Here is a 21,556-nt window from a genome sequence, read left to right as displayed (position 1 = left end):
ACTGTTTCGCGCGTTCGGACGGCGCGCCGGGATCCACGGATCTCGGCGCGCCGTTCGTCGTTTCCAGGACCGAACGGGTCTTCGCCGCCGTGCCGGGCTCAGCTGAGGCTGTTGCCGGTGATCGCCGACGTCAGGACCGTCGCGAGTCCGCCGCCGACCACGGCCGCGGCCAGGCCCACGCTGATCGCCTTCCACGAGTGGCTCACGAAACGCAGACCGAGCGCCACGACGACGCTGAGCACCAGCGAGATCAGGAACTGGGGAGCGGCCTTGGCCAGGGTGCCGAGGGCATGCCCCTGCGAGCCGCTGCCCACCACGAGCATGTAGGCGACGAACAGGACGACCGGAACGCCGTACCAGACGACGGTGTAACCGACAGCGGCGAGCGGGCTGCCGGACTCCTGGTCATCCTCCTCGTCGTCCGGATCGAGCAGGTCGCTCTTCCGGCCGGTCGGATAGGCGCCGGTTACCGGGCGACGCTCGTACGCCCCGGAGGGACCGTTCCAGCTCGCCGGTCCGCGCTGCGGAGAAGGCGGCAGGTCGGCCTCCCGCAGGACCGGGGAGATCAGCGAGGTCGACGTGCTGGATAAGTTTGTTGGTCCCGAGGCCGCGGCTGAGCCGCTCGAGCGAAAGGGCACGTAATCCGAGGTGCCGAATCGTCGGGACTCGCCCTCGGCCAGATCGCTCTGATCAGCCAGGTCGCGTCGCCAGTCGGCGCCACCGCTCTCGCGGTACGTCGCGCTGCCGCGAGCCCGTTCGCGGCGTTCCTCGAGATGCCACTGCGCCGACTCGGTGGACGTCGGCCGGGCGCCGGTCGACTCGCCGCGCGACCACGGCGGTACGTCGTCGGGAGCCGGGCGATCCTGCGGTGACGGTCCGGGGCGCCAGGTGTCGGGGCTCAGCGGTTCTGCCGCGTAGGCGGTCGGGTCGAGCGCGCCACGCCGGCCGGACGGCTCGTCGTCGTCGGCGCGCCGGCGGCCGGACCGCGGTGGCTCCTCCGGTGAGGTGTACTGCGGGCCGCCGGCCGGCGCCGAGCTCGAGTAGCGCGGACTGTCGGTCGGGGCCGAGCTGACCGGCGTCGAAGCCGCGCCGGAATAGCCTGACGGGCCACGGGGAGCGCTGACCGGACCCGGTCCGGAGTAGCCGAGCGGACCGCCGGTCGGCGCGGCGTCCGAGCTGCCGTAGCCGGGGGCGCTGCGCGGTGCGCTCGGCAGGGCGGGCTGACCACCGTACGGGGCGCCGCCGTAGGCCGATCCGCTGCGTGGGGCGTTGCGGGGGTCGTCCCGATAGTCGCGGCGCGGCAGCACACCCGTCGGGGCGCTGTCGTCGTCATACGGGGCGCGGCCGGGACCCGAACTGGTGGGCGTGCTGCCATAGCCGCGAGGCTGATCGTACGAACCGCGGCCGGGAACCGAGCTCGTCGGCGCGGCACCGTAGCCACCGTCGGCCCGGGACGGGTCGTAAGGCTCGCGGCCCGGGATCGAGCTGGTGGGCGCGACGCCGTAGGGGTCGCGGGCCGGCATCGAGCTTGTGGGCCCGGCGCTGTAGCCGCGCGGTTCGTCGTACGCGTCGCGGCCGGGAACCGGGCCGGTGGGTGCGGCGCCGTAGCCGCGGGGTTGGTCGTACCGGTCGCGGCCGGGAACCGCGCTGGCGGGGGCACTGCCGTAGTCGCGCGGCTCGTCGTACGGAACCCGGCCGGAGCTGGTCGGCGTGGCGCCGTAGCCGCGCGGATCCCCGTACTGGTCGCCGTAGCCACGGGGCCGGCCGTCGGGAAGGGCACTGGTGGGCGCGCCGCCGTAGCTCGTGGGCTCGCCGTAGGGGTCCCGCTCGGGCACCGCACTGGTCGGCGCGGCGCCGTAGGGGTCGCTGTACGGCACCGAGCTCGTGGGGGCGTAGCCGCGAGGCTGGTCGTACGGGCCGCGACCGGGCACGGAGCTGGTGGGAGACGTGCTCTCGCCATACGGATTCGCGCTGCGCGGCGTCGGCCCCGGCGGCAGCTGTGGTGGCGCCGTGTTGCGCCAGCCGGTGGACGGCTGCTCCGCCGACGGATACGCCTCACCCTCGCCCGGCGGGGGAAGCAAGGCTTGCGGGCCCTCGCCCATCGCCTCGCGACGGGCGGCCTCACGCCGCCAGGCCAGGATGCGCGGGTCGTCCTCGGAACGGCTCCACTGGCCGGTGTCGGGGTCGCGGACCCAGCTGCTCGTGTCGGGCTCCGCCTCCCACGAGCCGGTCTGCTCACGCCAGTCGGCGCCACCGGCGTTGTATTTCGCGCGGCCCTTCGACGAACCGCCGCGTGGCGCGGACGACGTCGGCATCGGGACCGCGCTGCGGGGCGCCGACGACGGCGGTGGGGCCGGCATGGGCACGGCGCTGCGCTGGGCGGACGACGGCGGTGGGGCCGGCATGGGGACGGCGCTGCGCTGGGCGGACGACGGCGGCGGGGCCGGCATCGGGATGGCGCTGCGCTGGGCGGACGACGGGGGCGGGGCCGGCATCGGGACGGCGCTGAACGTGGCGGTCTCGTCGGACTCGGCCCGGGCCCGGCGGGGGGAGCGCGGCTCGGGCGGCGAGAAGGAACCGGTGTCGGCGCGACGCGAAGTGTCGGGCTCGTCGGCGTAACGGTGACCGCGACGGGAGCGGCCGCCCGGCGCCTCGTCGGCGTACCGCGGCTGCTCGTCCTCGGGGGCGTAACGACGGCGCGGTGTCTCGTCGTAGTCGCCGGCCGGGAGGGCCCGGGCAGCGGAAGTGTCGTCACGGCGGGGCTGGCGCGGCGGTGGCTCGTACGGCGCCGCGGGCGGGATCTCGTAGCCGGGCGACTCGCCGTACGCGGAGGGGGCCTGGCGGCGGCCCTCATCGCGCCGGTTGACGTTGCGGGAACCGAACCCGGTGCCCGTGCCCCAGGAGGACGCGGCGGGTGTGTCGCCGTACAGCTGAATGCCGCCCGTGTCGGTGTGGCGGGCCCAGCTGTCGGTGTTCTCCCCGGTCTCCGCCTCGGGACGGGCGCTCGACCAACCCGTACCGCCGGAAGGAGGGGAACCGGGCTCGGGAGCGCGACGGCGCCCCACCGAGGGTGACCCGCCGGCCGGGTCGCGTCGCCAGGCGGCGCGGTCGTCCTCGCGCACCAGGTGACGGCCGTCGTCCCGCTGATCGTCGGGCAGCCACGTGGCGGCGCCGGTCGGGGCGGCCGAACGCTGATCGGTCAGGTCGGTCCAGGTCGCGGAACCCTCGATCGCGTCCCGCTGCCAGGACGGACGAGAGTTCCACGACGGCTGCTCGACCCCTTGTTGCCAGGACGGGGAGCTCTCCACGGGGGTCCGCGGGGAGGGCTGCTGCCAGCTCGGGACGGTCGACTCGCCGGGCGACCCGGGCCGGTCGCGCTGATGCCGGCTCGGCGTCTCGGGCTCGGCCGACGGGTCGGCGTATTGCTGCCAGGACGGGCGGGCGTCGGAGCTCGCATCGTCCGACCAGGCGGTGTCCGAGATCGCCGGCTGGGCCATCGGGGTCTCGGCGACGGCCGGATACGACTTGTTGCCGTCGGTCTGCCAGGCCTCGGTGGTCGAGCGCCAGACGTGCGTGCCGGTGGTGGAGCGCCACTCGGTGGTCTGCCGCCAGCGGGCGCCGGTCGCGCGCCACTCGGCCGTCTCGGTGCGCCAGCCGACGCCGTCGGCCGGGAACGTGGGGCGGCCGGTGGCGGCCGCGTCGGACCAGCGGTTGGCCGGCTCGACGGACTGGTGCGGGTCGGACTCGGCCTGCTGAGCCCACGCGTCGGCCCGGCGTTGCCAGTCGAGCGCCTCGTCGCTGGGCTGCAGGCTCCCCGTGTCGGTCAGAGATGACCATTTCTGATCAGACTCGGCTAAATCGGGCACCTCGGAGGCGCGGGGAGTCCAAGGCTCGGCGGCTTGTCGCTCTCGCGACATGCGGGCGCCGTAGTCCCACTCCCGTTGGTCCACGTGAAAAGCGTGCCTTCCGCGCGTCGGAACCGCAACGCCTCCGCGCGACGGCTTGCTCACGCGAGGCGGCTTTTCGCACTTGTGCAGGACTTTTTCTGTCCTCCACAGGTGGGGACGGCGTATTGCCTGCTGGAGAAGGCACTGCGAACACCGTCCCCAGGAGTTTTACACAGGCTGTGCACAGGGCTGCCCACAGGCTGGGGCTAGATGTCCACAGGTTGTCCCGAGGCTCGTCCACCGGTGCGGTTGGGCAGGTCGGGGCCGGGTTCGTACAGTGGGGCCGCCGCAGGCGCGGGGCTTGATCCGGAGTTTTTCCTGATCATGGCGGGGATCAGCCGAAAGTGTCATACCCGAGCTGTTTGATCAGGGTGCACGGACGGCGAACTGAGGAGGTCCGGTGTCGATCACCGATGAGACACGGCCACCGGCCAAGCCCGGCGGCGGGCCGTCGGGTGGCGGGGGCGGTGGGCCGTCGGGTGGCGGCTCCTTCGACAAGTCCCCTCCGCAGGACGTCGCGGCTGAGCAGGGCGTCCTGGGCGGCATGCTGCTGTCCAAGGACGCGATCGCCGACGTCGTCGAGATTCTCAAGACGCACGACTTCTACCGGCCGGTACACGGCACGATCTACGACGTCGTCCTCGATCTGTACGGGCGAGGGGAGCCGGCCGACGCGCTGACCGTCGCCGCCGCCCTCGCCGACTCGGGTGATCTGCAACGCATCGGTGGTGTGCCCTATCTGCACACCCTGATCGAGAGCGTGCCGACCGCGGCCAACGCCTCCTACTACGCCCGGATCGTCAGCGAGCGGGCCATCCTCCGCCGTCTCGTCGAGGCCGGCACCAAGATCGTCCAGCTCGGCTACGGGGCCAACGGCAACGGCGGGCGTGACGTCGACGACATCGTCGACCTCGCCCAGCAGGCCATCTACGACGTCACCGAGAAAAGGGTGAGCGAAGACTTCGCCGCCCTGGGTGACATGCTGCAGCCCACCCTCGACGAGATCGAGGCGGTCGGCGCCAACGGCGGCATGATGACCGGCGTGCCGACCGGCTTCTCCGACCTCGACCGCCTGCTCAACGGCCTGCACGCCGGCCAGCTGATCATCGTGGCCGGGCGTCCCGGTCTCGGTAAGTCGACGGTCAGCATGGACTTCGCCCGCAACGCGGCCATCCGCGCCAATTGCGCCAGCGCGATCTTCTCGCTCGAAATGAGCAAGATCGAGATGGTCATGCGTCTGCTCTCCGCCGAGGCCCGGGTGCCCCTGCATGTGCTGCGTTCCGGCCAGCTCACCGACGACGACTGGAGCAAGCTGGCCCGGCGCATGGGCGAGATCAGCGAGGCTCCGATCTTCGTCGACGACACGCCCAACATGAACCTCATGGAGATCCGGGCCAAGGCGCGCCGGCTCAAGCAGCGGCACAACCTCAAGCTGCTGGTGATCGACTATCTCCAGCTGATGTCCTCGCCGAAAAAGACCGAGAGCCGCCAGCAGGAAGTCTCCGAGCTGTCCCGTGGTCTCAAGCTGCTGGCCAAGGAGATCGAGTGCCCCGTGATCGCCGTGTCCCAGCTGAACCGTGGTCCCGAGCAGCGCACCGACAAGCGGCCGCAACTGTCCGACCTGCGTGAGTCCGGCTCGATCGAGCAGGACGCCGACGTGGTCATCCTGCTCCACCGCGACGACTACTACGACAAGGAGTCGCCCCGTGCGGGCGAGGCCGACTTCATCATCGCCAAGCACCGAAACGGCCCCACCGACACGGTGACCGTCGCGGCCCAGCTCCACCTGTCCCGCTTCGTCGACATGGCGATCGTCTGACAACTCACGATCGAGGAGGCCCGTAGTCCCAGCCGTTGCGTTCGCCCTCATCGGACAATTCCGACAAGGCGGCCTCAGTGGGTAGCGCGGTGTGGAGAATCTCGCGAGAGATCTGCTCGGCTGTCCGGCGATCGACTGGGCGGCCCCGGTCTTGCTCCTGATCGTCGTAGAGGATGGGCGCGGCAATGTTGGGCGCGTAGATCCACTGTTGGCGCGGAACACTCCAGAGGACGGCACGAAGTGCTTGATCGCCGGGCTGATATGCGACCAAGCTCGTAATGGTCGAGCGGTCATCACTTCTCAAGATCGCTTTGTAGGCGAAGTTCTCTGTCATCCGGTCAGGCCCATCTCTTCGAGGCCGGGTACGTCGTCAAAGGTGAGGCCGTGCCGTCGCAACTCGCTCTCGAATGATATGCCGCGCGCATGAAGGTCCTTTTTGTACTGGATCAGGGTTCCAGGCTCTGCTCGGAACCACGCGGCCATGGTGCTCGTCTTCGTCTTGGTGTCGGAAACTACATACAGGTCAGGCGGCTGATGGGCGTAGATGTCGAACCGCTTGTTGATCGCCAGGATTTCGAGGAAAGCGTTGACTCGCGCATAAGCGGGGTTGCGGCCGAGGCGCAAAGTCTCGTAGCTCTGGTGAGTCTCTCGTCCCACCGCCCGAGACAGGGGTGTGGGGAATTGGATCTCGATACGGAAGCCGCCGGGATCGATGAGCCAGACGTTGAGCCCGTTGTGGCGGCTGTGATCTGACCAGAAATTCGCCGTGCCGGTCCTTCGGTACCCAAGCTCGTGAAGCCTTGCCATTACTTGGTTCACGGTGGTTCCGTAGGCGGTTTCGGGTACTTCTACGGAGAACCGAACGCGGTCCTTCACTCGTCCGACGAACTCGTCGAGAGCAACGTTCTCCGTTTCGAAGGCCTCCAGGTACTTACGGCTCAGGCTCTCGATTGATTTGACCCTATGTTCCTCGTCCACAAGCCGAGCCGGGTGGTCAACGGCGCGCGTCACCGCGTGAAGGTCACTCGCAACACGGGAGGCCACCCGGTGCGACTCTGCGGTAGCAGCACGTAGAGCCTCCTGCTGATCGGTCGCCAACGATTCGAAAGCCGGCTGATGAGTCGGCCGAGGATTGCCATCATCAACACCGGTTGGAGTGGCGGACCACTGGCCGGGGCCGTGGTGTGGGAGGGGGGCTGGGGTGCCGGACGCGTCGACTACCAGGGCTTCCAGGGAGACGACGTTGATGGGGGTGGGGACGCCGTGGTGGCGGTACAGGGGGGTGTGTTCGGAGATCCGGCCTATCTGGGGGTCTACGAAGAGGACGGTTCCGTTCTGGTTGAGCGCCGCCCAGGAGTGGCTTCCGCCGCCCTCCAGGTCGGTCACCAGGAAGGCGTACGCGCCGTGGCCGGTGTTGAGCAGGTGGTTGGTCAGGTTCTGCACGGCCTGGTCCATGACCGGCCTGGACTGGGACGGGTCGGCTTCACCGAGGTAGGGGCAGACGTTCTGGAAGTCGCCGCCGGTGGCCAGGCGGATGCGGTGGATTCCTTCCAGCTCGCCGCCCAGGGGGCGGTCGGGGTCGCCTTGGGCGTAGACGTCGAACGTTCTGGGGGCGGACACGCGGGGGCGGCCGTGGATGTACGTGTCGAACAGGGCCAGCACGCCGTCCACGCAGTTCAGGCCTCGCGTCGGGTCGGCGGCCGGGCCGCCGTCGTTGGCCAGGCCGAACCAGGTGCCTTCGCGGGGGTCGGCCAGGCGCGAGACGTTGCCGTCGTGGTCGCGGGGGACGGCGTTCTCGACGTCGATCTGGTGGACGGCCAACGGCGGGCGGAGGCCGCCGACCACGTTGTAGCGGCGGGTGCGGTCGATCGGGGGGCGGCCGGCGAAGCCGTCGAGGGCCGAGTTGTCGCCGGTGCGGATGCCGCCGGGGGCGAGGTTGCCGACGTCGCGGTTGATGCGGGCCCACTCGGGCGGGTCCACTTCCACGCGGTCGGGGGCCAGTGCGCCCGATCGAACCTGGGTGACCTGGTCGTCCAGCTCGATGACGATCTCGCTGAGCTCGCGGGCCTGGTGGCGGTACTGCGCCTCGCGCAGCGTGAAACCGGCCCGGGCGGCTTCGTCGGCTCGGCGGCTCAGGTCGACGACCTTGGCGCGGTTGTCCTCGGCGATCGACGTCAGGTAGGCGGCGTATTCGTCCCGCCGGTTCTGTTCGTGGGTCTGCCGGGCGTGCGCGGCGTAGCCGAAGTACGCCCGCTCGTCGCGGACCTCCGGTTGGGGGGACGGCGGCGAGCTGTGGCGGGGAACGTGGGTGGACGCGGCGACGGTGGTGTCGGGGACGGCGGGGTCGGAGTATCGGCGGGCCGGCCGGCGCGGGAGGGGGCGCGGGCCCAGGGCGTCGGCGATGCGCTCCAGATCGGAGAGTGAGCTGCGCCGGGAGCCTGGAGGTGTGGAGCCGGGGGCGTCGACCGGTCGGGTACGGGAGTCGTCGCCCGGGTTGAGGTCCGTCCGCCTTCGTGCCGGCCGGTGGCGGGCGGCCGCGTTGGTGGCTGCGTGCCGGGGCACGGCGGCGGCGGGGTTGAACGCGGCGGGGTTGGACGCGGCGGGGTTGAACGCGGCGGCCGCAGGCGTCCCGGGGCCAGGCAGTGAATCACCAGAAGCCGGGAGGGGAGTGGAGATGACCGGGGCGGATGACGTGACCGAGGCGGCGGTGAGCGGATCAGCCAAGCCGGCCGTCGCCAGGGTGCTCGACCCGTCCAGCGGCGCGGATGGAGAAGGCGGCGCGGACTGCGCCGGCGGTACGGATGGAGAAGACGGCGGCGGTGCGGATGACGAAGACGCCGCGGTCGGTGAGGCGGTGCCCGCTGACGGGGAGTCGGCTGAGGAAGAGGGCTGCGTAGAGGAGGACTCCGGCAAAGCAGTGGCGGGCTGCGCAGCAGTGGAGGGCTCCGGAGAAGAGGAAGCAGAGGCCTCAGGAGCGGTCGACGAACTCGCGGTGGACGCCGCGTCTTGAACCGGCGCCGGCTGAGCGTGAGCCGGAGGGGGATCCCCGGGAGCAGTGGTGGAGAGTGATGAACCCTCACCTGCGTTTGTGGACGGGGTGGCATTCGCGCCCAGCCCACCGTCGGCTGCCGGTCCGCCTATCAGTTCGACGCCTACCGTCGTATTTCCGGAAGCCGAAGACCCACCCACCGCGACCGTTGGAAGGGTTCCGTCGAGTTGCGGCAGCTGACCGATATCGATCGCCGACGGCATGCCCTGGAGAGCCGACCCGGCGGCGCCCGAACTGGCCGATTTCGCGATACTCGTCGCATCGGGCAGTTCCCCGTACGTGGCGGCTGCCCCGAATTCGGCCATGACCTCGCCGCCGGCGCCGCGCAGGAGTCCGCCGTGACCGTTCGATCCGATCTGGGCACCGCTCGACGCGACGCCCCCGGCGAAACCGGCCAGCGCCGTCCGGCCCAGGTCTTCGAAGTCGAATCCGTCCGAGCGCCCGGTCGACTGCTGGTAGAGCTGGATGCCGCCGTTGGTGGCGATCTCCTCGCGCGCCTCGTCGAAGCCCTCGTCGAGCGCCTTCCGGCCCAGGTTCCGCAGTCCTTCCCGGCTGGTCACCTGCTTGACCGCGCGGCCGGCGGTCTGCTTGAGCGCCTTGGTGCCGAGCTGCTCGACGAGGCGGCGGAAGATCTGCTGGATGGCGAGCCGGGTCGCGACGATCAGGCCGCCGGCCACCGGGGACGCCGCTCCCAGGGTGAGCGCGACGGTGACGGCCATGCCGACCAGCTCGATGAGGAAGATGCCGATCTCGATCCAGGCCTCGAGCTTGGCCGCCTCGATGTCGGCGCCGCAGCCTTCGACGAGTTTGCCCAGCTCGTCGGACACCCGCAGCAGGTCGTGCAGCGGGGCGTTCTCGTCACCCGCGACCAGACGCCACGCGTCCTCGAAACCCTCCGCGGTGATGCCCGCGCCGCCGTAACCGGAGAGGAACCGGTGGGCCGCCGACAGGGCGGCCTCGTTGGGCTCGGCCAAAGAGGTGGCCAGCAGATACCAGCGGTCGGCGACGTCCCAGGTGGCGACCTCGTTGCCGGCCGGCCAGTCGAAGCCGACGACCCACTCGAGCGCCTCGTAGGCCCAGGCCGGAACGTCGAACGGGCTGAACTCGAGGGGGTGTGGGACGGGGCTGGGCAGCACGCTCATGGCCGGCTCCGATAGGTGGAGCGGACGCGCTCCGCCGCGTCGGCGTCCGCTTGAACGTTGTCACGCACCGACTGCGCGGCCGCGTCGCCGAGTCCGGACAGGTACGCCGAGAGCTGCTCCCACGCCTCGAGAACCTGCTGCTCGAACGGCCGGTAGTGCCGCTCGAAGGACTGGCCGTACTCGTCCCGCCCCCACGGCGTCGCGGAACTGGCCGCGGCGATCTCGGCGCCGGCCCGGTTGCGGCGCGCGCCCAGGTCCTCGCCGGCCGCGCTCAGGGCGCTTGAGCCGGCGAGGGCCTCCTCGGCGTCGAGCCACAGCCGGGCGTCATTCATGGCGGCCGGCCAGGTCCTGCACGATCTCGTCGGACCGTCCGAGCAGCGAACCGAAATCGTGATCGCGCAGATAGCGAAGCGCACCCGAATCGGCCGGCAGATAGTCGCCCAGCAAAGACTGAACGCGCTCCGCCGCGCGCTGCGCGGCAGTGTGGACAGTCGACACGATCGTGCGGGAGACGTATTCGCTGTCCATGTTCCGGGTGGCCCGGCGAATCAACCGCAAGTCGATCAGTTCGCCCCGGGGGCCGACCGTCACGCGGACGAGTCCGTCGGTGGAGACGACGGTGACGCGAACAGCTTCGAGACGGCGTTGAAGATCATCCAAATCGGACCGCAGACGCGCATATCGTTCGTGCACCTCCGCGAAACGGTCGCGCAGTTCCCGATTCGCGTCGCGGTTCGTCGTAACAGCCACCGGGCCACACCCCTCGTCCGTGTCGGGACTTTGCGTGTTCGGTTAACTTCAATCTGCGAACGTCGCCACGGGCGATCAGGTTCACGCTTCGAAAGGGGATGAACACGGTGATCACGCGGACCGAGGCCGAGAAGATCGCCGCGCGGTGGGCGCGCAACGAGTCCGAGCAGCGCGGATACGGGTGTGAGCCGATGCTGGCCGAGTTCGACCTCGGCTATGTGATCTGGACGCGCCGGCCGGCCACCGTGCCGGCTGTGCCCGGCGACGGCGCCCGCACGGTCATCGACCGCGAGACCGGAGTGATCTCCACCTGGCCCGGGGTCCCGACCGACGAGATCGTCGCGATCTATCGGGACCGACGGCCCACCCCGCCGGGCACAGTGGATCCGGCTGTCTCGCTGCTTCGGCTGACCCGGCGGCGGCCGACGCCGACGACGGTCGCGCATCTCACCGTGGGTGATCGGCTGTACCGGTCACAGGGTGCGAAGGGTGACCAGCGGATCGGCCACCATCCGCTGGTGGTGGATCGCCTCGAGATGCTGGGCGCGCAGGCCCGGGTGCGCGGCGCCGAGCGGCACGCCGAGTTGATCGCCCTCTCCGACGCGCTGCACGAGGCGTCCCGCGCCCGGGGAGGGGAGATCACGCTCGACGAGGCGAGAGCCGGGCTGGTCGAGGCCGATTTCCGGGCTTTCCTCGTACGGGACCAGGGCGACCCCCTGGGCGGCCAGGAGTTCCGCCCGTGCGAGACCTGCATCGGCGTGCTGGTCGACCTCGCGGTGCTGCCGTGGTCGGACCGGGCCTACGCCAGCGAGTGGAGGCACGGCTCGGAGCGTGTGCCGGTGGCCGGCCGCTTCCCGCACGAGGTGGCGCGGACGCTGGCCGGCGGCGGGTGGATCGGCCCGGGAACGGGATCACTCGGTGAGGCGGCGATCGAGCGTGCCGTCGAGGCCTCCGGCGGACGTCTGCGGCCGTTCGAGGCGGCGCGCGTCGCCGTGGCCGATTTCCCGGGGGTGCGGTGCGCCCGTCGCGGGCCGGGACTGCGCCGGGCCATCCGCCTGCTGTTGCTCGACCCGGTGCCGGGCGCCTATGCGGCGGCCACGCTGGCCGAACTGGCCGAGGTCATCGGGGCGCCGCTCTTCCCGATCGGGATCGAGGGCGGCGACGCGGTGGTGGCGATCGACGAGCTGGGGCGGGTCTTCGTGCTCGACCAGGCCGGGGAGTGGTTTGTCGGCAGCACGCTCGACGAGGCGCTGACCGGGCTGCTCACCGGGGACGGTCCGGCGCGGCGGGTGCGCGACGACGGGACGTGGTGAGGGCGTGCTGACGTGCCGCCGGCCCTGCGGCATGTCGGAGGGCCGGCGGGCGAACGTCAGCGGGCCTCAGTCGAAGAGGCCGTGCAGGAAGCTCTTCTTCTGGCGGTAGTGGCCGTGGTGACCCTGGCGCCGGTAGTGGCCGTGGTGGCCGTAGGCCGGAGCCGGGGCGTAGTGACCGGGAGCCGGAGCCGGCGGGTAGCCGGGGGCGGGCTGGCCGCCGTAACCCGGCGGGGGCGGCGGCGGGGCGTAGCCACCGGGCTGCGGCTGACCGTAACCCGGCGCGGGCGGGGCGCCGGCCGGACGGGGCGGCGCGGACTGGGGCGGAGCCTGGCGAGTGTTGAAATTCGACTCGGCCTCGAACAGTTTCTCGAGCTCACCACGGTCGAGGAAGATCCCTCGGCACTCGGTGCACTGGTCGACCGTGACGCCGCTGCGCTCGTACACTCGCATCTCGCCGTGACACTTCGGACAGGTCATCTGCATCCCACAGACGGTACAAGGCTGTGTCATCCAGCGGGCGACTTGGAGCTGTGTGATTGCTGAGTGCCGAGCGGTTCCGAGGCACTGTCCGAGCCGATCTTGCCGAGCGGTGGACGCAGGGCGCCGGCCCAGACCAGGAACGCGATCGGGTAGAGCAGATAGCCGAACCGCGTCGTCGGCATCAGCAGGATCGCCGCCAGCAGACCCCAGCCGCAGATCAGCGAAGCGGTGTCGGCACTACGCGGGCGCCACCAGAGAATCCGTACGGTGATGACGAGCGCCACCGCGAGCAGCAACCCCAGAGCGACGTACCGGCCGTTGGGCACATTCTGACTGAGCAGGTAGCCCGGGAACGGCGACTGGGCCGGACTGGTCACCAGGCCGTGCCCCAGGGGAAAGCGGATGACGTTCTCGAGGAACCCGTCCTGGTCGACCTGGAACGGCGCGACCAGCACGAGGATCGGCAGGCCGATCGCGCCCGGCAGGAAGCGCCCGCCGCGCCCGACGGCCAGGGCCAGTACGGCCAGGACAGCCACCACCGGGAGCGCGATCAGCTTGCAGGCGGCGGCCGCGCCGATCGCGACACCGGCCCAGCCGTAACGATCCGTAGCGGCGAGCGTCAGGGCGAGCAGACAGAAAGCGAGCACGGGGATGTCGTCGCCGCCAGTCGCGAGCGTGAGAGCGCAGATCGGGAGGACAGTCACAGCCTGCAGCGCCCGCACGGTGGCGAACGACCGCGCGACCGAGGGCCGCCGGGAGAATCGAGGGTGCAGCAGCACCACGGCAGCGATCAGGATCGCGGCGGTGAACAGGGCGAACCACACCCGTGAGTCGGTCCACCAGCCGTCGCCGAAGAGGGCGCGCGGCAGGCCGAAGATGGACATTCCCGGCTGGTACGGGCTGTAGCCGGTCAGCCGTTCGTCGGCCGGCAGCGCGGCGATCGCGTCCCGCGAGAGGTACGGCGTGCCCTCGTTGAGGAGCCGCTCACCCATGTGCTCGACGACCAGCACTTCCTCCTGGGCCCGATCGGTGCGGCCGCCGGCGCGCTGGACGGCCTGAACCACGAGCGGGAGCAAAGCCGCCGCGCCCCAGACGGTCCAGGTGACAGCCGCCCGGCCGCCGTTGCCGAACAGCGCGGCGACGGACCGCGATCGGCCGGCTCCGGTCGCGCGTCGCCGGGTGATCAGGTAGCCGGCGAACTGCAGACCGGCGACGAGGAACGCGGCGGAGTACGACCAGACGGCGATCGTGCCCCAGGCGCGGTGCGGCAGCAGTGTCGAGTTCAGCGCGGTGATGAGGGCGAACGCCGCCGACAGGGCGTAGAGGGTCAGATCGACCGCATAACCGCCGGCCGCTTGATCGACGCGGGTGAAGAAACGGCCGATCCCGGTACGGGGTCCGCCTTCTTCCGGGTCGGCCTGCGCGGGTGTGGTCGGGACGGTCGCGTTCTCGGCGAGGGGAGCTGCCGACTCGGCCGGGGGCTCGTCACGATCCCCTCCCGGTGGAGCGGTTGGAACGTCCGGTGCCGAGCCCTTGGCGGATTTCGGGGTGATCCGGGCTGTTGTGATCGGATCTGCGTCTTCCGCCGTGATCGGCTTCTCGCTGACGACGACGACCATGCCGGTCGGAGCGCCGGCATGGTCGGATGCCGCGGGCTCCGGGTTCTCGATCGTGTCTTCGGACTCCTCGACCGAGCCGGCGGTGTCGTCTTCAACCAAGACAGAGCTGTGGTCCTTGGCTGGAACGGGACTCTCGTCCTTCGCCTCAACCGAATCGTCGGCTTTTGCCGCCTCGGTGCTTTCCGCCTCCGCTGCTACGGATCCGGCCGCTGCGCTGGAGCCTTCTGTCCCCGCCTCGGCGAGACCGTCACTGTCTGTCCGAGAATCTTCATTGCCGTCTGTAGCGCCGGATTCGTCCCCCGGAGCCCGGTCGTCCTGGGCCTCGTCGTCCTGGGCCTCGTCGCTCGCGCCGTCGGACAGGCCGCGCTTCACGTCGTCGCCGGCCGCATTCGCGGGGGCGCCGGTAGACCGCAGGTCCTCAGTTGCCGGAGGCGGATCGTCCTCTGTGGCCGGCTCCGGGGACGCGCTCTCCACCGGCGTATCGGTGGCGGAAACCGGCGGAGCGACGTCGCTCTTCGCGGGCGATACCCCGGGATCCGAGCCGGGTCCTCCCTCGGCGACGGGCTCCTCAGCTGCGGGTTTGCCCGTCGTCTGCCCTGCATCTGTCACGCCGGCAAGTGTGGCAGAGTCGATCTTCCCGTACCCGTGGACCGCCGCCGCGACATGCGGACCACCGCTCCACCCTCGTGCAACGACGCGGCCAGCGCGCCGGGCCGGCCCGCCGTCCCGCGCTGCAACGTCGCCAGCAGGCGGGCCGCCGACATCGGCCGCGCGAAGAGGTGTCCCTGGCCGGCCACGCACCCCAGCGCCCACAGCGCGTGCCTCTGCGGCTCGCTCTCCACCCCTTCGGCGATCACCGTCAGGTGCAGGCTGCGGGCCAGGTCGACCGTCGAGCGGATCACCGCCGCGGCCTCGGACGACGTCTGGACGGCCCCGACGAACTCGCGGTCGATCTTGAGCTGGTGGACCGGGATGTGCGACAGCACCGACAGCGGGGTGACGCCGGTGCCGAAGTCGTCGAGGGCCAGCCGTACGCCCGCCTCGCTCAACTCCGTCAGCGCGCGCCCGACCACGTCCAGCTGGCTGAGCGTGAGCGTCTCGGCGAGCTCGAAGATCAGCCGGTCGGCCGGGACCGCGTGCCGGCGCAGACGGGCCAGCACCGCCTCGGGGAAGCTGGGGTCGAGCAGGCTGCGGGGCGACACGTTCACCGCGACGGGCAGGTCGAAACCGGCCTCCCGCCACACGTCGGAGGCCTCGAGCGCCTGGTCGAGCACCGCGTCGGCGAACGCCGGCAGCCGACCCGAGCGCTCGACCGTCTGCAGGAACTCCATCGGCGTGAGGTAGCCGTGTTCGGGGTGGTGCCACCGGGTCAGCGCCTCGGCCGCGATCACCTCGCCGCTGCCCAGGTCGACGATGGGCTGGAAGTCGACCACGAACTCGTGCTCGGCCACCGCGCGCTGCAGCTCGCCACCTAGCACCAGGCGGCTGACGTCGGCCGTGTCCTGGGCGTGTGCGTACGTGGCCGTCTGCACCCCGGCCCGTTTGGCCTGGTACATCGCGATGTCGGCCCGTCGCATCAGCTCGTTGACGCCACCGCTGCCGGGCGCGAGCGCGATGCCGCCGGCCGCCTCGACGGTGATCCGCATGCCTTCCACGGTCACGCTTCCCGCGAGGGTGGCGAGCATCGCCTTGGCGCGGTGGGTGGCCAGGGCGGGGGTGGTCAGGTCGGTCATCAGCACGGCGAATTCGTCGCCGCCGAGCCGGGCCACCAGGTCGCCGGGCGTCGCCGCGTCGGCCAGCCGCCGGGCCACCTCGCGGAGCACGGCGTCACCCGCGGCGTGCCCGAGCGTGTCGTTGACCTCCTTGAAGTGGTTGAGGTCGATCAGCAGCAGCGCGGTCACACCGTCCCCGGAATGGCCGGGGAAGTGTTGACCGGCGTGTTCGTAGAGCTCGCGGCGGTTGACCAGACCGGTCAGCGGGTCGTGGGCCGCGTCGTAGGCGTTCTGTTCGTTGAGCCGCTGCAGTTCGGCGTACGCCGTGGCGTTCCGGATGGCCGTGCAGAGCGCCGCGGCAAAGGTCTTGAGCTTGTACTGCTCGAACTCGTTGAGCTTGACCCGGCCGTGAAAGCCGAGCGTGAGCAGGCCGGCGCGGTACGTATGGTCGCCGGTCTCCAGGTCAGCCGTGATCTCGGTGACGTAGGCGTCGCGGCTGGGCAGAGGACCGTCGTGCACCACGTCGCTGCCTCGCGCGCGGACCACGCGGTCGACGCCGCTGGCCGTCAGGTCGATCTCGACCCCGTCGGAGGAGAAGACGCGTGCGCCCTGGGTCGCGGCCACGTGGAGCACCTGAGTGAGCTCGACCGAGTTGAGCTCGTCGGTCGTCTTGGCCAGCTCCCGCCAGGAGCGCCGCTCCTCCTTGGTGCGCAACTGCCGCGAGTGCCAGAGGTGCAGGCAGGCGATGAGCAGCGGTACGAAGCCCAGCAGCAGCGGGCTGGCCCCGGTGGCGAGGATGGTGATGATGTAGACGACCGTGGCGAGCCGGAAGACGTGCGCGATCAGCCGGTCGCCCAGGTAGCGGCCCATCACCCGCCGGATCGTCGTGCGCGACGCGACGGCGATGACCGGGAGGAAGACGAGTTCGTCGACCAGCGACATCGTCACGTACGCCAGCACGACGGCGACGCCGGTGACGAGGAGCGAGTGCGGCACCGGTGGTGCGCCGGCGAGAGACAGGACCAGGCCGGCGGCGCTGACGACCAGAACTTCCTTCGCGAGCGAGAAGATCGCTCGTTGAGGCGCGGACCGCCCCATGATCTTGACGATGGCGATGCCGGCCACGGAGCAGATCACGACCCACAGGTGGGGCAGGAAAGCCAGACCGACCAGGATCGGGATCTCGCCCCAGGTGGTGCCGTTGCGGCTGGATCGCACGCGGACGTAGACCTTGACGCGGTTTGCCACGGCGGCGCCGATCACCACCAGCGCGAGGAGACCGACGTGGGGGACGGGCTGCGGATGGGTGATCGCGTACCAGAGGTCGGCGGCGGCGACGCCTGACGCCAGAACGACGACGAGACCGATGAGCAGCGAGAGCTGCCGACCGGTCGCGTCGTCGTTGGAGCTTTGGGTATTACTCAAGGAAGTCTTCCAGTCGCTGAGCGCATCGGAGACAGGTCCGGGCTCCAGCGTAGGCAAGGGCGCGCGTTCGCGCACCAACCTCAATCCCAGTCGTTGATGTTCATCGTTCTTCTCCTCGCGGTATGGGCCGTCGGGTAACCCGGAGAGTTCCGGTTTCTCAAAAGCAAGTCCGTCGCGACAGGCCAAACAATATTCACCGAGAAGCGATGTCGATACCGATTCGTGTCGCATTGCGCAGAAAATGATAAGACGAGATGATTTGACTACACGCCGTCCCGGGCATACGACTCTTAGCTACCTGAGTCGTCGATTTGGGCGCAGTGTCCAAGTCGCGGAGCGTGCCGTTTGTCTAACGCTCCGGATTGCCAATGGTCGTGTGTCGGTTCCCCGTTTTCCCAGCCCGTCACATGGTCTCTGACCTGCGCATAGATCGCCAACATTTGACGTGACCGAATCGTGGACGAGGACTCGCTATTACGCGAACGAGATTCTTGGAAGTTGCTTCTATAAACTCCCGGTATGCCCGACGAATCCCTGCTCACTCACGTCGATGAGACCGGTGCCGCACGTATGGTCGACGTCTCGGCCAAGACGGTGAGCGCGCGCCGTGCCATCGCTGCCGGCCGAGTGGTGACCACCCCCGAGGTGATCGCCCTGTTGCGTGGTGACGAACTTCCCAAAGGTGACGCGATCGCCGTGGCCCGGCTCGCCGGGATCATGGGCGCCAAGCGCACTCCCGACCTCATCCCGCTCTGTCATCCGATCGGGTTGCACGGCGTCACCGTCGATCTCGAGCTGACCGGCACGACGGTCGAGATCACCGCCACCACCAAGACGGCCGACCGCACGGGTGTCGAGATGGAGGCGCTCACCGCGGTCGCCACCGCCGGCCTCACGATGATCGACATGATCAAGGCCGTCGACCCGGCGGCGAGCATCGAGTCGGTGCGGGTCCTGCGCAAAGAGGGCGGCAAGACCGGCGAGTGGGTACGCCCGGAGGACCGTCCATGACCATCACGGCCCGGGTCATCGTGGCCAGCAACCGCGCCGCCGCCGGCGTCTACGCCGACACGAGCGGCCCGCGCCTCGTCACCGGCCTCCGCGAACTCGGTTGTGAGGTCGGCGACCCGGTCGTAGTGCCGGACGGTGAGCCGGTGGCCGACGCGCTCCGGCTGGCCGTCGCCGACGGTGTCGACGTCGTGCTGACCAGCGGCGGCACCGGGGTCACCCCGACCGACCGCACCCCCGAGGCGACTTGCGGGCTGCTCGACTTCGAGATTCCCGGCATAGCCGAGGCGATCCGGGCCCACAGCCGTGACAAAGTGCCCACCGCGGTTCTTTCCCGCGGCTTGGCCGGGGTGGCCGGACACACGCTGATCGTCAATCTGCCCGGCTCGACCGGCGGCGCCAAGGACGGTCTGGCCGTTCTCGGACCTCTCCTGAGGCACACCGTCGATCAAATCCACGGCGGTGACCATCCCTCGTCCGGTGCGGCTGGATAGGCTCGAGCGGTGAGCAGCGACGACACCACCCCGGTCGACTGGGCGACGGCCCGCGAGCTGGCCTATGCGGCCGGTCGCGCGGCGGCCGGCCCGGCCGAGCCGGTGGCCCTGCCCGAGGCCGACGGTCGCACGCTGGCCGAGCCGTTGCGCGCCCTGACCGACCTGCCGGCCTTTCCCACCTCGAGCATCGACGGCTGGGCCGTGCGCGGTCCCCGGCCGTGGCGGCCGGTGGGCCGGGTGCTGGCCGGTGGCGTCGCCCCGCCGCTGACCGAGGACGGCACCTGCGTCGAGATCGCCACCGGTGCGATGGTGCCGGCCGGCGCCGAGGCGCTGGTCCGCGTCGAGGCGTCCACTCGCGACGGTGACGGGCGGGTGAGCGGCGAGCCGCGCGACGGCTATGTCCCCGAGTGGCGCATGCCCGGCGAGGAGGCCGGCAAGGACGAGGAGCTGCTGCCGGTCGGCACGGCGGTCGACCCGGCGGTGATCGGCATCGCCGCCACCTGCGGTTATGAGTCGCTCAACGTCTATCGGCGGCCGCGTGCCGGGCTGCTCGTGTTCGGCGACGAGCTGCTCACCGGCGGCACCCCGGGAGCCGGCCGGGTGCGCGATTCGCTCGGCCCGCAGGTGCCCGCCTGGCTGCGCCGCTACGGCGCGGCGGTGCCCCCGGAGGCCGTCGACGGTCCGGTCAAGGACACGCTCGAGGCGCACCTCGGCGCCGTGCGCGGCGCCCTGGCCGGCGCGGAGCTCGTGTGCACGACCGGTGGCACGATGCACGGACCGGTCGACCACCTGCACCCGGCGCTGGCCGAACTGGGCGCCGAGTACATCGTCAACACGGTGGCCGTCCGGCCGGGTTTTCCGATGTTGCTGGCCCGCGTGCCCGGCCCGGACGGGCGCCCGCGCTTCCTGGCCGGCCTGCCCGGCAACCCCCAGTCCGCCGTGATCGCGCTGATCACGCTGGTCGCCCCGCTGCTGGCCGGCCTGCACGGTCGCCCGGCCCCCACGCTGCCCCTGGTCGAGGCGGCGACGAAGGTTCGCGGCCGCGGCGCCGACACGCATCTGGCCCTGGCCCGGCTCGACCATGATGGACGGTCGGCCACTCCGGTGGGCCACGTCGGCTCGGCCATGCTGCGTGGCCTGTCCAACGCTCACGGCTTCGTCGTGGTCCGGCCGGGCACCGAGGCGGCGCCCGGCGACCTAGTCCCCTTCCTTCCACTTCCACTCGTGACCGGGGAGCGCCCATGATCGTCATCGCCGAGGTGCTGGACAGCCCGCTCGACCTGGCTGCCCACGAAAAGGCGGTGGCCGACCCGCGGGCCGGCGCCGTCGTGTCGTTCCAGGGTGTCGTGCGCGACCACGACGACGGGCGCGGCGTGACGCTGCTCGAGTACGAGGGCCACCCCAGCGCCGCCGCGGTGCTGCGCGAGGTCGCCGCCGAGATCGAGATCGACCCCGACGTCTACGCGGTCGCGGTCTCGCACCGCGTGGGAACGCTGGCCATCGGCGACGTCGCGCTGGTCGCGTCGGTGAGCACGGCCCACCGGGCGGCGGCGTTCGCGGCCTGCTCCCGGCTGGTCGACGAGGCCAAGGCGCGGTTGCCGATCTGGAAGAGGCAGGTCTTCGCGGACGGCACCGAGGAATGGGTCAACTGCCCCTAGGGCCGGGGATCGCCGGCACCCGGGCGGGCTCGACCGGCCGGCGTACGGGCCGGATCGCCGGCACCACGCCGGGCCGCCATGGCAACGCGTTCATCAGCAGGATCACCGTGAAGGCGTAGGCGTTCCAGCTCACCGTCCACTCCGGAGGCGCGGCCATGATCAGGTAGATGGCGAGCGCGGCTCCGGCGTAGCCCAGCCCGGTCGGGCGCCGAGGCCGTCGCCTACGCCGGGAGGCCCGCAGCCGGGCCGCCGCGTCGACCAGGATCAGCACCGCCGGCAGCATCCAGATCAACTCGTGCCCGGACGTCACCGGGGCGATGGCTGCTCCGGTCAGCCCGACCAGCGTGAACGCCGCGATCTCGTCGCCGTCGGCGTGCGCGGCCCGCGCGCGGATCAGCCCGACCGCGAGCAGCAGCGCGGCGAACGACAACCAGACCAGCACGGGCGTGCTCGACGAGTCGTAGAGGCGGGCCAGCAGTCCGGCGAGCGACTGGTTGGCCGGGTCGCCGATCGGCGACTCGCCGTCGATCGGGACAGGACCGGGCGACCCGGCCGGCAGCGCGGTGAGCCGGAGCGCCGCCGCCGTGCCGGCCGCGATCAGTGCGGGCCGCCATCGCCGGGTGACGACCAGATACAGGATGAACAGCATCGGGGTGAAGGCCAGCGCGGACGCGACACCGATGCCCGCGCCCGCCCACGTCCCGGTCGACCAGCATCGGCGCAGCGTGCCGAGGCGTCCGCGCGGCGGGCGGGAAGCCGCCGGCCCGGGCCACCAGGCAGCTCGCCGCCGGGCCCAGGCCGAACGGCGCAACGCCACCACGTCGGCGGTGACCAGGCCGAACAGCAGCAGGTCGAGATGACCGAGGCCGATCGCCGCGCGGACCGGCTCGGCCATCAGCGCCAGCGCGGCCGCCACCAGGGCGACCGGTCGGCGCGACCGCCCGTAGCGACGCGCGACCGGGCCGGCCAGCGCGAACGCGGCCAGGACGAGCGCGGCGACGCCGGCGAGGGCGATCAGCCAGGCGGTGACCGGGTCGGGCCCGGCCTCCGACCGGAGCGCCTGTCCTCCGTACGACCGAAGGAAGTAACCGACCGCCCAGAGCGCCCCGAGGCACCCCAGCCCGATCGCCACGGACCTCG

The 21,556-nt window shown here is 71.1% G+C and carries 15 protein-coding genes; 6 read left to right on the top strand and 9 right to left on the bottom strand.

What is annotated here, in order from left to right; all coding sequences use genetic code 11:
• Positions 1 to 98: 98 nt before the first annotated feature.
• The gene (locus HJC40_RS09850; protein ID WP_250000539.1) at positions 99 to 3,950 is read right to left on the bottom strand and encodes a hypothetical protein; all 3,852 of its coding nucleotides are present in this window, start codon (positions 3,948 to 3,950) and stop codon (positions 99 to 101) included.
• Positions 3,951 to 4,347: 397 nt separating this feature from the next.
• Between HJC40_RS09850 and dnaB the strand changes: the two genes are divergently transcribed.
• Positions 4,348 to 5,766 carry a replicative DNA helicase gene (dnaB, locus tag HJC40_RS09845; protein WP_250000537.1) on the top strand — a complete coding sequence of 473 codons (1,419 nt, stop codon included), beginning with the start codon at positions 4,348 to 4,350 and terminating at the stop codon, positions 5,764 to 5,766.
• 4 nt (positions 5,767 to 5,770) lie between these two features.
• On the opposite strand, the gene HJC40_RS09840 is transcribed toward dnaB, so the two are convergent.
• From HJC40_RS09840 to HJC40_RS09825, 4 genes are read right to left on the bottom strand one after another with little or no spacing between them, the layout of a single operon-like run.
• Complete coding sequence (locus tag HJC40_RS09840) at positions 5,771 to 6,100, bottom strand: hypothetical protein (RefSeq protein WP_250000536.1); 330 nt, start codon at positions 6,098 to 6,100, stop codon at positions 5,771 to 5,773.
• Positions 6,097 to 9,957 (bottom strand): toxin glutamine deamidase domain-containing protein, encoded by a 3,861-nt coding sequence (locus HJC40_RS09835; RefSeq protein ID WP_250000535.1) that lies wholly within the window; start codon positions 9,955 to 9,957, stop codon positions 6,097 to 6,099. Before HJC40_RS09835 ends, HJC40_RS09840 begins: the two co-directional genes overlap by 4 nt.
• On the bottom strand, positions 9,954 to 10,289 hold the full coding sequence (locus tag HJC40_RS09830; RefSeq protein ID WP_250000533.1) for a hypothetical protein: 336 nt from the start codon (positions 10,287 to 10,289) through the stop codon (positions 9,954 to 9,956). The genes HJC40_RS09835 and HJC40_RS09830 overlap by 4 nt, the downstream gene beginning before the upstream one ends.
• Complete coding sequence (locus tag HJC40_RS09825; protein ID WP_250000531.1) at positions 10,282 to 10,707, bottom strand: YbaB/EbfC family nucleoid-associated protein; 426 nt, start codon at positions 10,705 to 10,707, stop codon at positions 10,282 to 10,284. The genes HJC40_RS09830 and HJC40_RS09825 overlap by 8 nt, the downstream gene beginning before the upstream one ends.
• A gap of 98 nt (positions 10,708 to 10,805) precedes the next feature.
• Here HJC40_RS09825 and HJC40_RS09820 point away from each other — a divergent pair, with 98 nt between their 5' ends.
• Positions 10,806 to 12,020 carry an SUKH-3 domain-containing protein gene (locus HJC40_RS09820; RefSeq protein WP_250000529.1) on the top strand — a complete coding sequence of 405 codons (1,215 nt, stop codon included), beginning with the start codon at positions 10,806 to 10,808 and terminating at the stop codon, positions 12,018 to 12,020.
• Between the two features lie 66 nt (positions 12,021 to 12,086).
• On the opposite strand, the gene HJC40_RS09815 is transcribed toward HJC40_RS09820, so the two are convergent.
• The 3 genes from HJC40_RS09815 to HJC40_RS09805 all read right to left on the bottom strand — a co-directional run bounded on the left by HJC40_RS09815 (position 12,087) and on the right by HJC40_RS09805 (position 17,256).
• A complete protein-coding gene (locus tag HJC40_RS09815) occupies positions 12,087 to 12,503 on the bottom strand; it encodes a zf-TFIIB domain-containing protein (protein ID WP_374271443.1) in 417 nt (138 codons plus the stop codon).
• Between the two features lie 23 nt (positions 12,504 to 12,526).
• Positions 12,527 to 14,119 (bottom strand): glycosyltransferase 87 family protein, encoded by a 1,593-nt coding sequence (locus HJC40_RS09810; RefSeq protein WP_374271521.1) that lies wholly within the window; start codon positions 14,117 to 14,119, stop codon positions 12,527 to 12,529.
• Between the two features lie 605 nt (positions 14,120 to 14,724).
• Complete coding sequence (locus HJC40_RS09805; protein ID WP_250000527.1) at positions 14,725 to 17,256, bottom strand: bifunctional diguanylate cyclase/phosphodiesterase; 2,532 nt, start codon at positions 17,254 to 17,256, stop codon at positions 14,725 to 14,727.
• 519 nt (positions 17,257 to 17,775) lie between these two features.
• Between HJC40_RS09805 and moaC the strand changes: the two genes are divergently transcribed.
• From moaC to HJC40_RS09785, 4 genes are read left to right on the top strand one after another with little or no spacing between them, the layout of a single operon-like run.
• On the top strand, positions 17,776 to 18,267 hold the full coding sequence (gene moaC, locus HJC40_RS09800) for a cyclic pyranopterin monophosphate synthase MoaC (RefSeq protein WP_250000524.1): 492 nt from the start codon (positions 17,776 to 17,778) through the stop codon (positions 18,265 to 18,267).
• Positions 18,264 to 18,758 (top strand): molybdenum cofactor biosynthesis protein B, encoded by a 495-nt coding sequence (locus HJC40_RS09795; RefSeq protein ID WP_250000522.1) that lies wholly within the window; start codon positions 18,264 to 18,266, stop codon positions 18,756 to 18,758. The genes moaC and HJC40_RS09795 overlap by 4 nt, the downstream gene beginning before the upstream one ends.
• A gap of 9 nt (positions 18,759 to 18,767) precedes the next feature.
• Positions 18,768 to 20,003 carry a molybdopterin molybdotransferase MoeA gene (locus tag HJC40_RS09790; RefSeq protein ID WP_250000520.1) on the top strand — a complete coding sequence of 412 codons (1,236 nt, stop codon included), beginning with the start codon at positions 18,768 to 18,770 and terminating at the stop codon, positions 20,001 to 20,003.
• On the top strand, positions 20,000 to 20,416 hold the full coding sequence (locus HJC40_RS09785; protein ID WP_250000518.1) for a molybdenum cofactor biosynthesis protein MoaE: 417 nt from the start codon (positions 20,000 to 20,002) through the stop codon (positions 20,414 to 20,416). Before HJC40_RS09790 ends, HJC40_RS09785 begins: the two co-directional genes overlap by 4 nt.
• Here the strand turns inward: HJC40_RS09785 and HJC40_RS09780 are convergent.
• Complete coding sequence (locus HJC40_RS09780; protein ID WP_250000516.1) at positions 20,403 to 21,548, bottom strand: glycosyltransferase 87 family protein; 1,146 nt, start codon at positions 21,546 to 21,548, stop codon at positions 20,403 to 20,405. The genes HJC40_RS09785 and HJC40_RS09780 overlap by 14 nt on opposite strands.
• Positions 21,549 to 21,556: the final 8 nt, after the last annotated feature.

Origin of the sequence: Actinoplanes sp. M2I2, from assembly GCF_023544445.1 — a bacterium.
In the GTDB taxonomy this organism is placed as follows: Bacteria; Actinomycetota; Actinomycetes; order Mycobacteriales; family Micromonosporaceae; genus Actinoplanes.
The sequence above is the reverse complement of the archived record's forward strand: the minus strand, read 5'-3'. Positions and strand labels throughout refer to the sequence as shown.

Bases quoted from the DNA above. Each gene is read 5' to 3' on its own strand.
- HJC40_RS09795 (WP_250000522.1), top strand. From the start codon at position 18,264: ATGACCATCACGGCCCGGGTCATCGTGGCCAGCAACCGCGCCGCCGCC.
- moaC (WP_250000524.1), top strand. From the start codon at position 17,776: ATGCCCGACGAATCCCTGCTCACTCACGTCGATGAGACCGGTGCCGCA.
- HJC40_RS09820 (WP_250000529.1), top strand. From the start codon at position 10,806: ATGAACACGGTGATCACGCGGACCGAGGCCGAGAAGATCGCCGCGCGG.
- HJC40_RS09785 (WP_250000518.1), top strand. From the start codon at position 20,000: ATGATCGTCATCGCCGAGGTGCTGGACAGCCCGCTCGACCTGGCTGCC.
- HJC40_RS09830 (WP_250000533.1), bottom strand. From the start codon at position 10,289: ATGAATGACGCCCGGCTGTGGCTCGACGCCGAGGAGGCCCTCGCCGGC.
- HJC40_RS09840 (WP_250000536.1), bottom strand. From the start codon at position 6,100: ATGACAGAGAACTTCGCCTACAAAGCGATCTTGAGAAGTGATGACCGC.
- HJC40_RS09835 (WP_250000535.1), bottom strand. From the start codon at position 9,957: ATGAGCGTGCTGCCCAGCCCCGTCCCACACCCCCTCGAGTTCAGCCCG.
- HJC40_RS09815 (WP_374271443.1), bottom strand. From the start codon at position 12,503: ATGCAGATGACCTGTCCGAAGTGTCACGGCGAGATGCGAGTGTACGAG.
- HJC40_RS09810 (WP_374271521.1), bottom strand. From the start codon at position 14,119: ATGGTCGTCGTCGTCAGCGAGAAGCCGATCACGGCGGAAGACGCAGAT.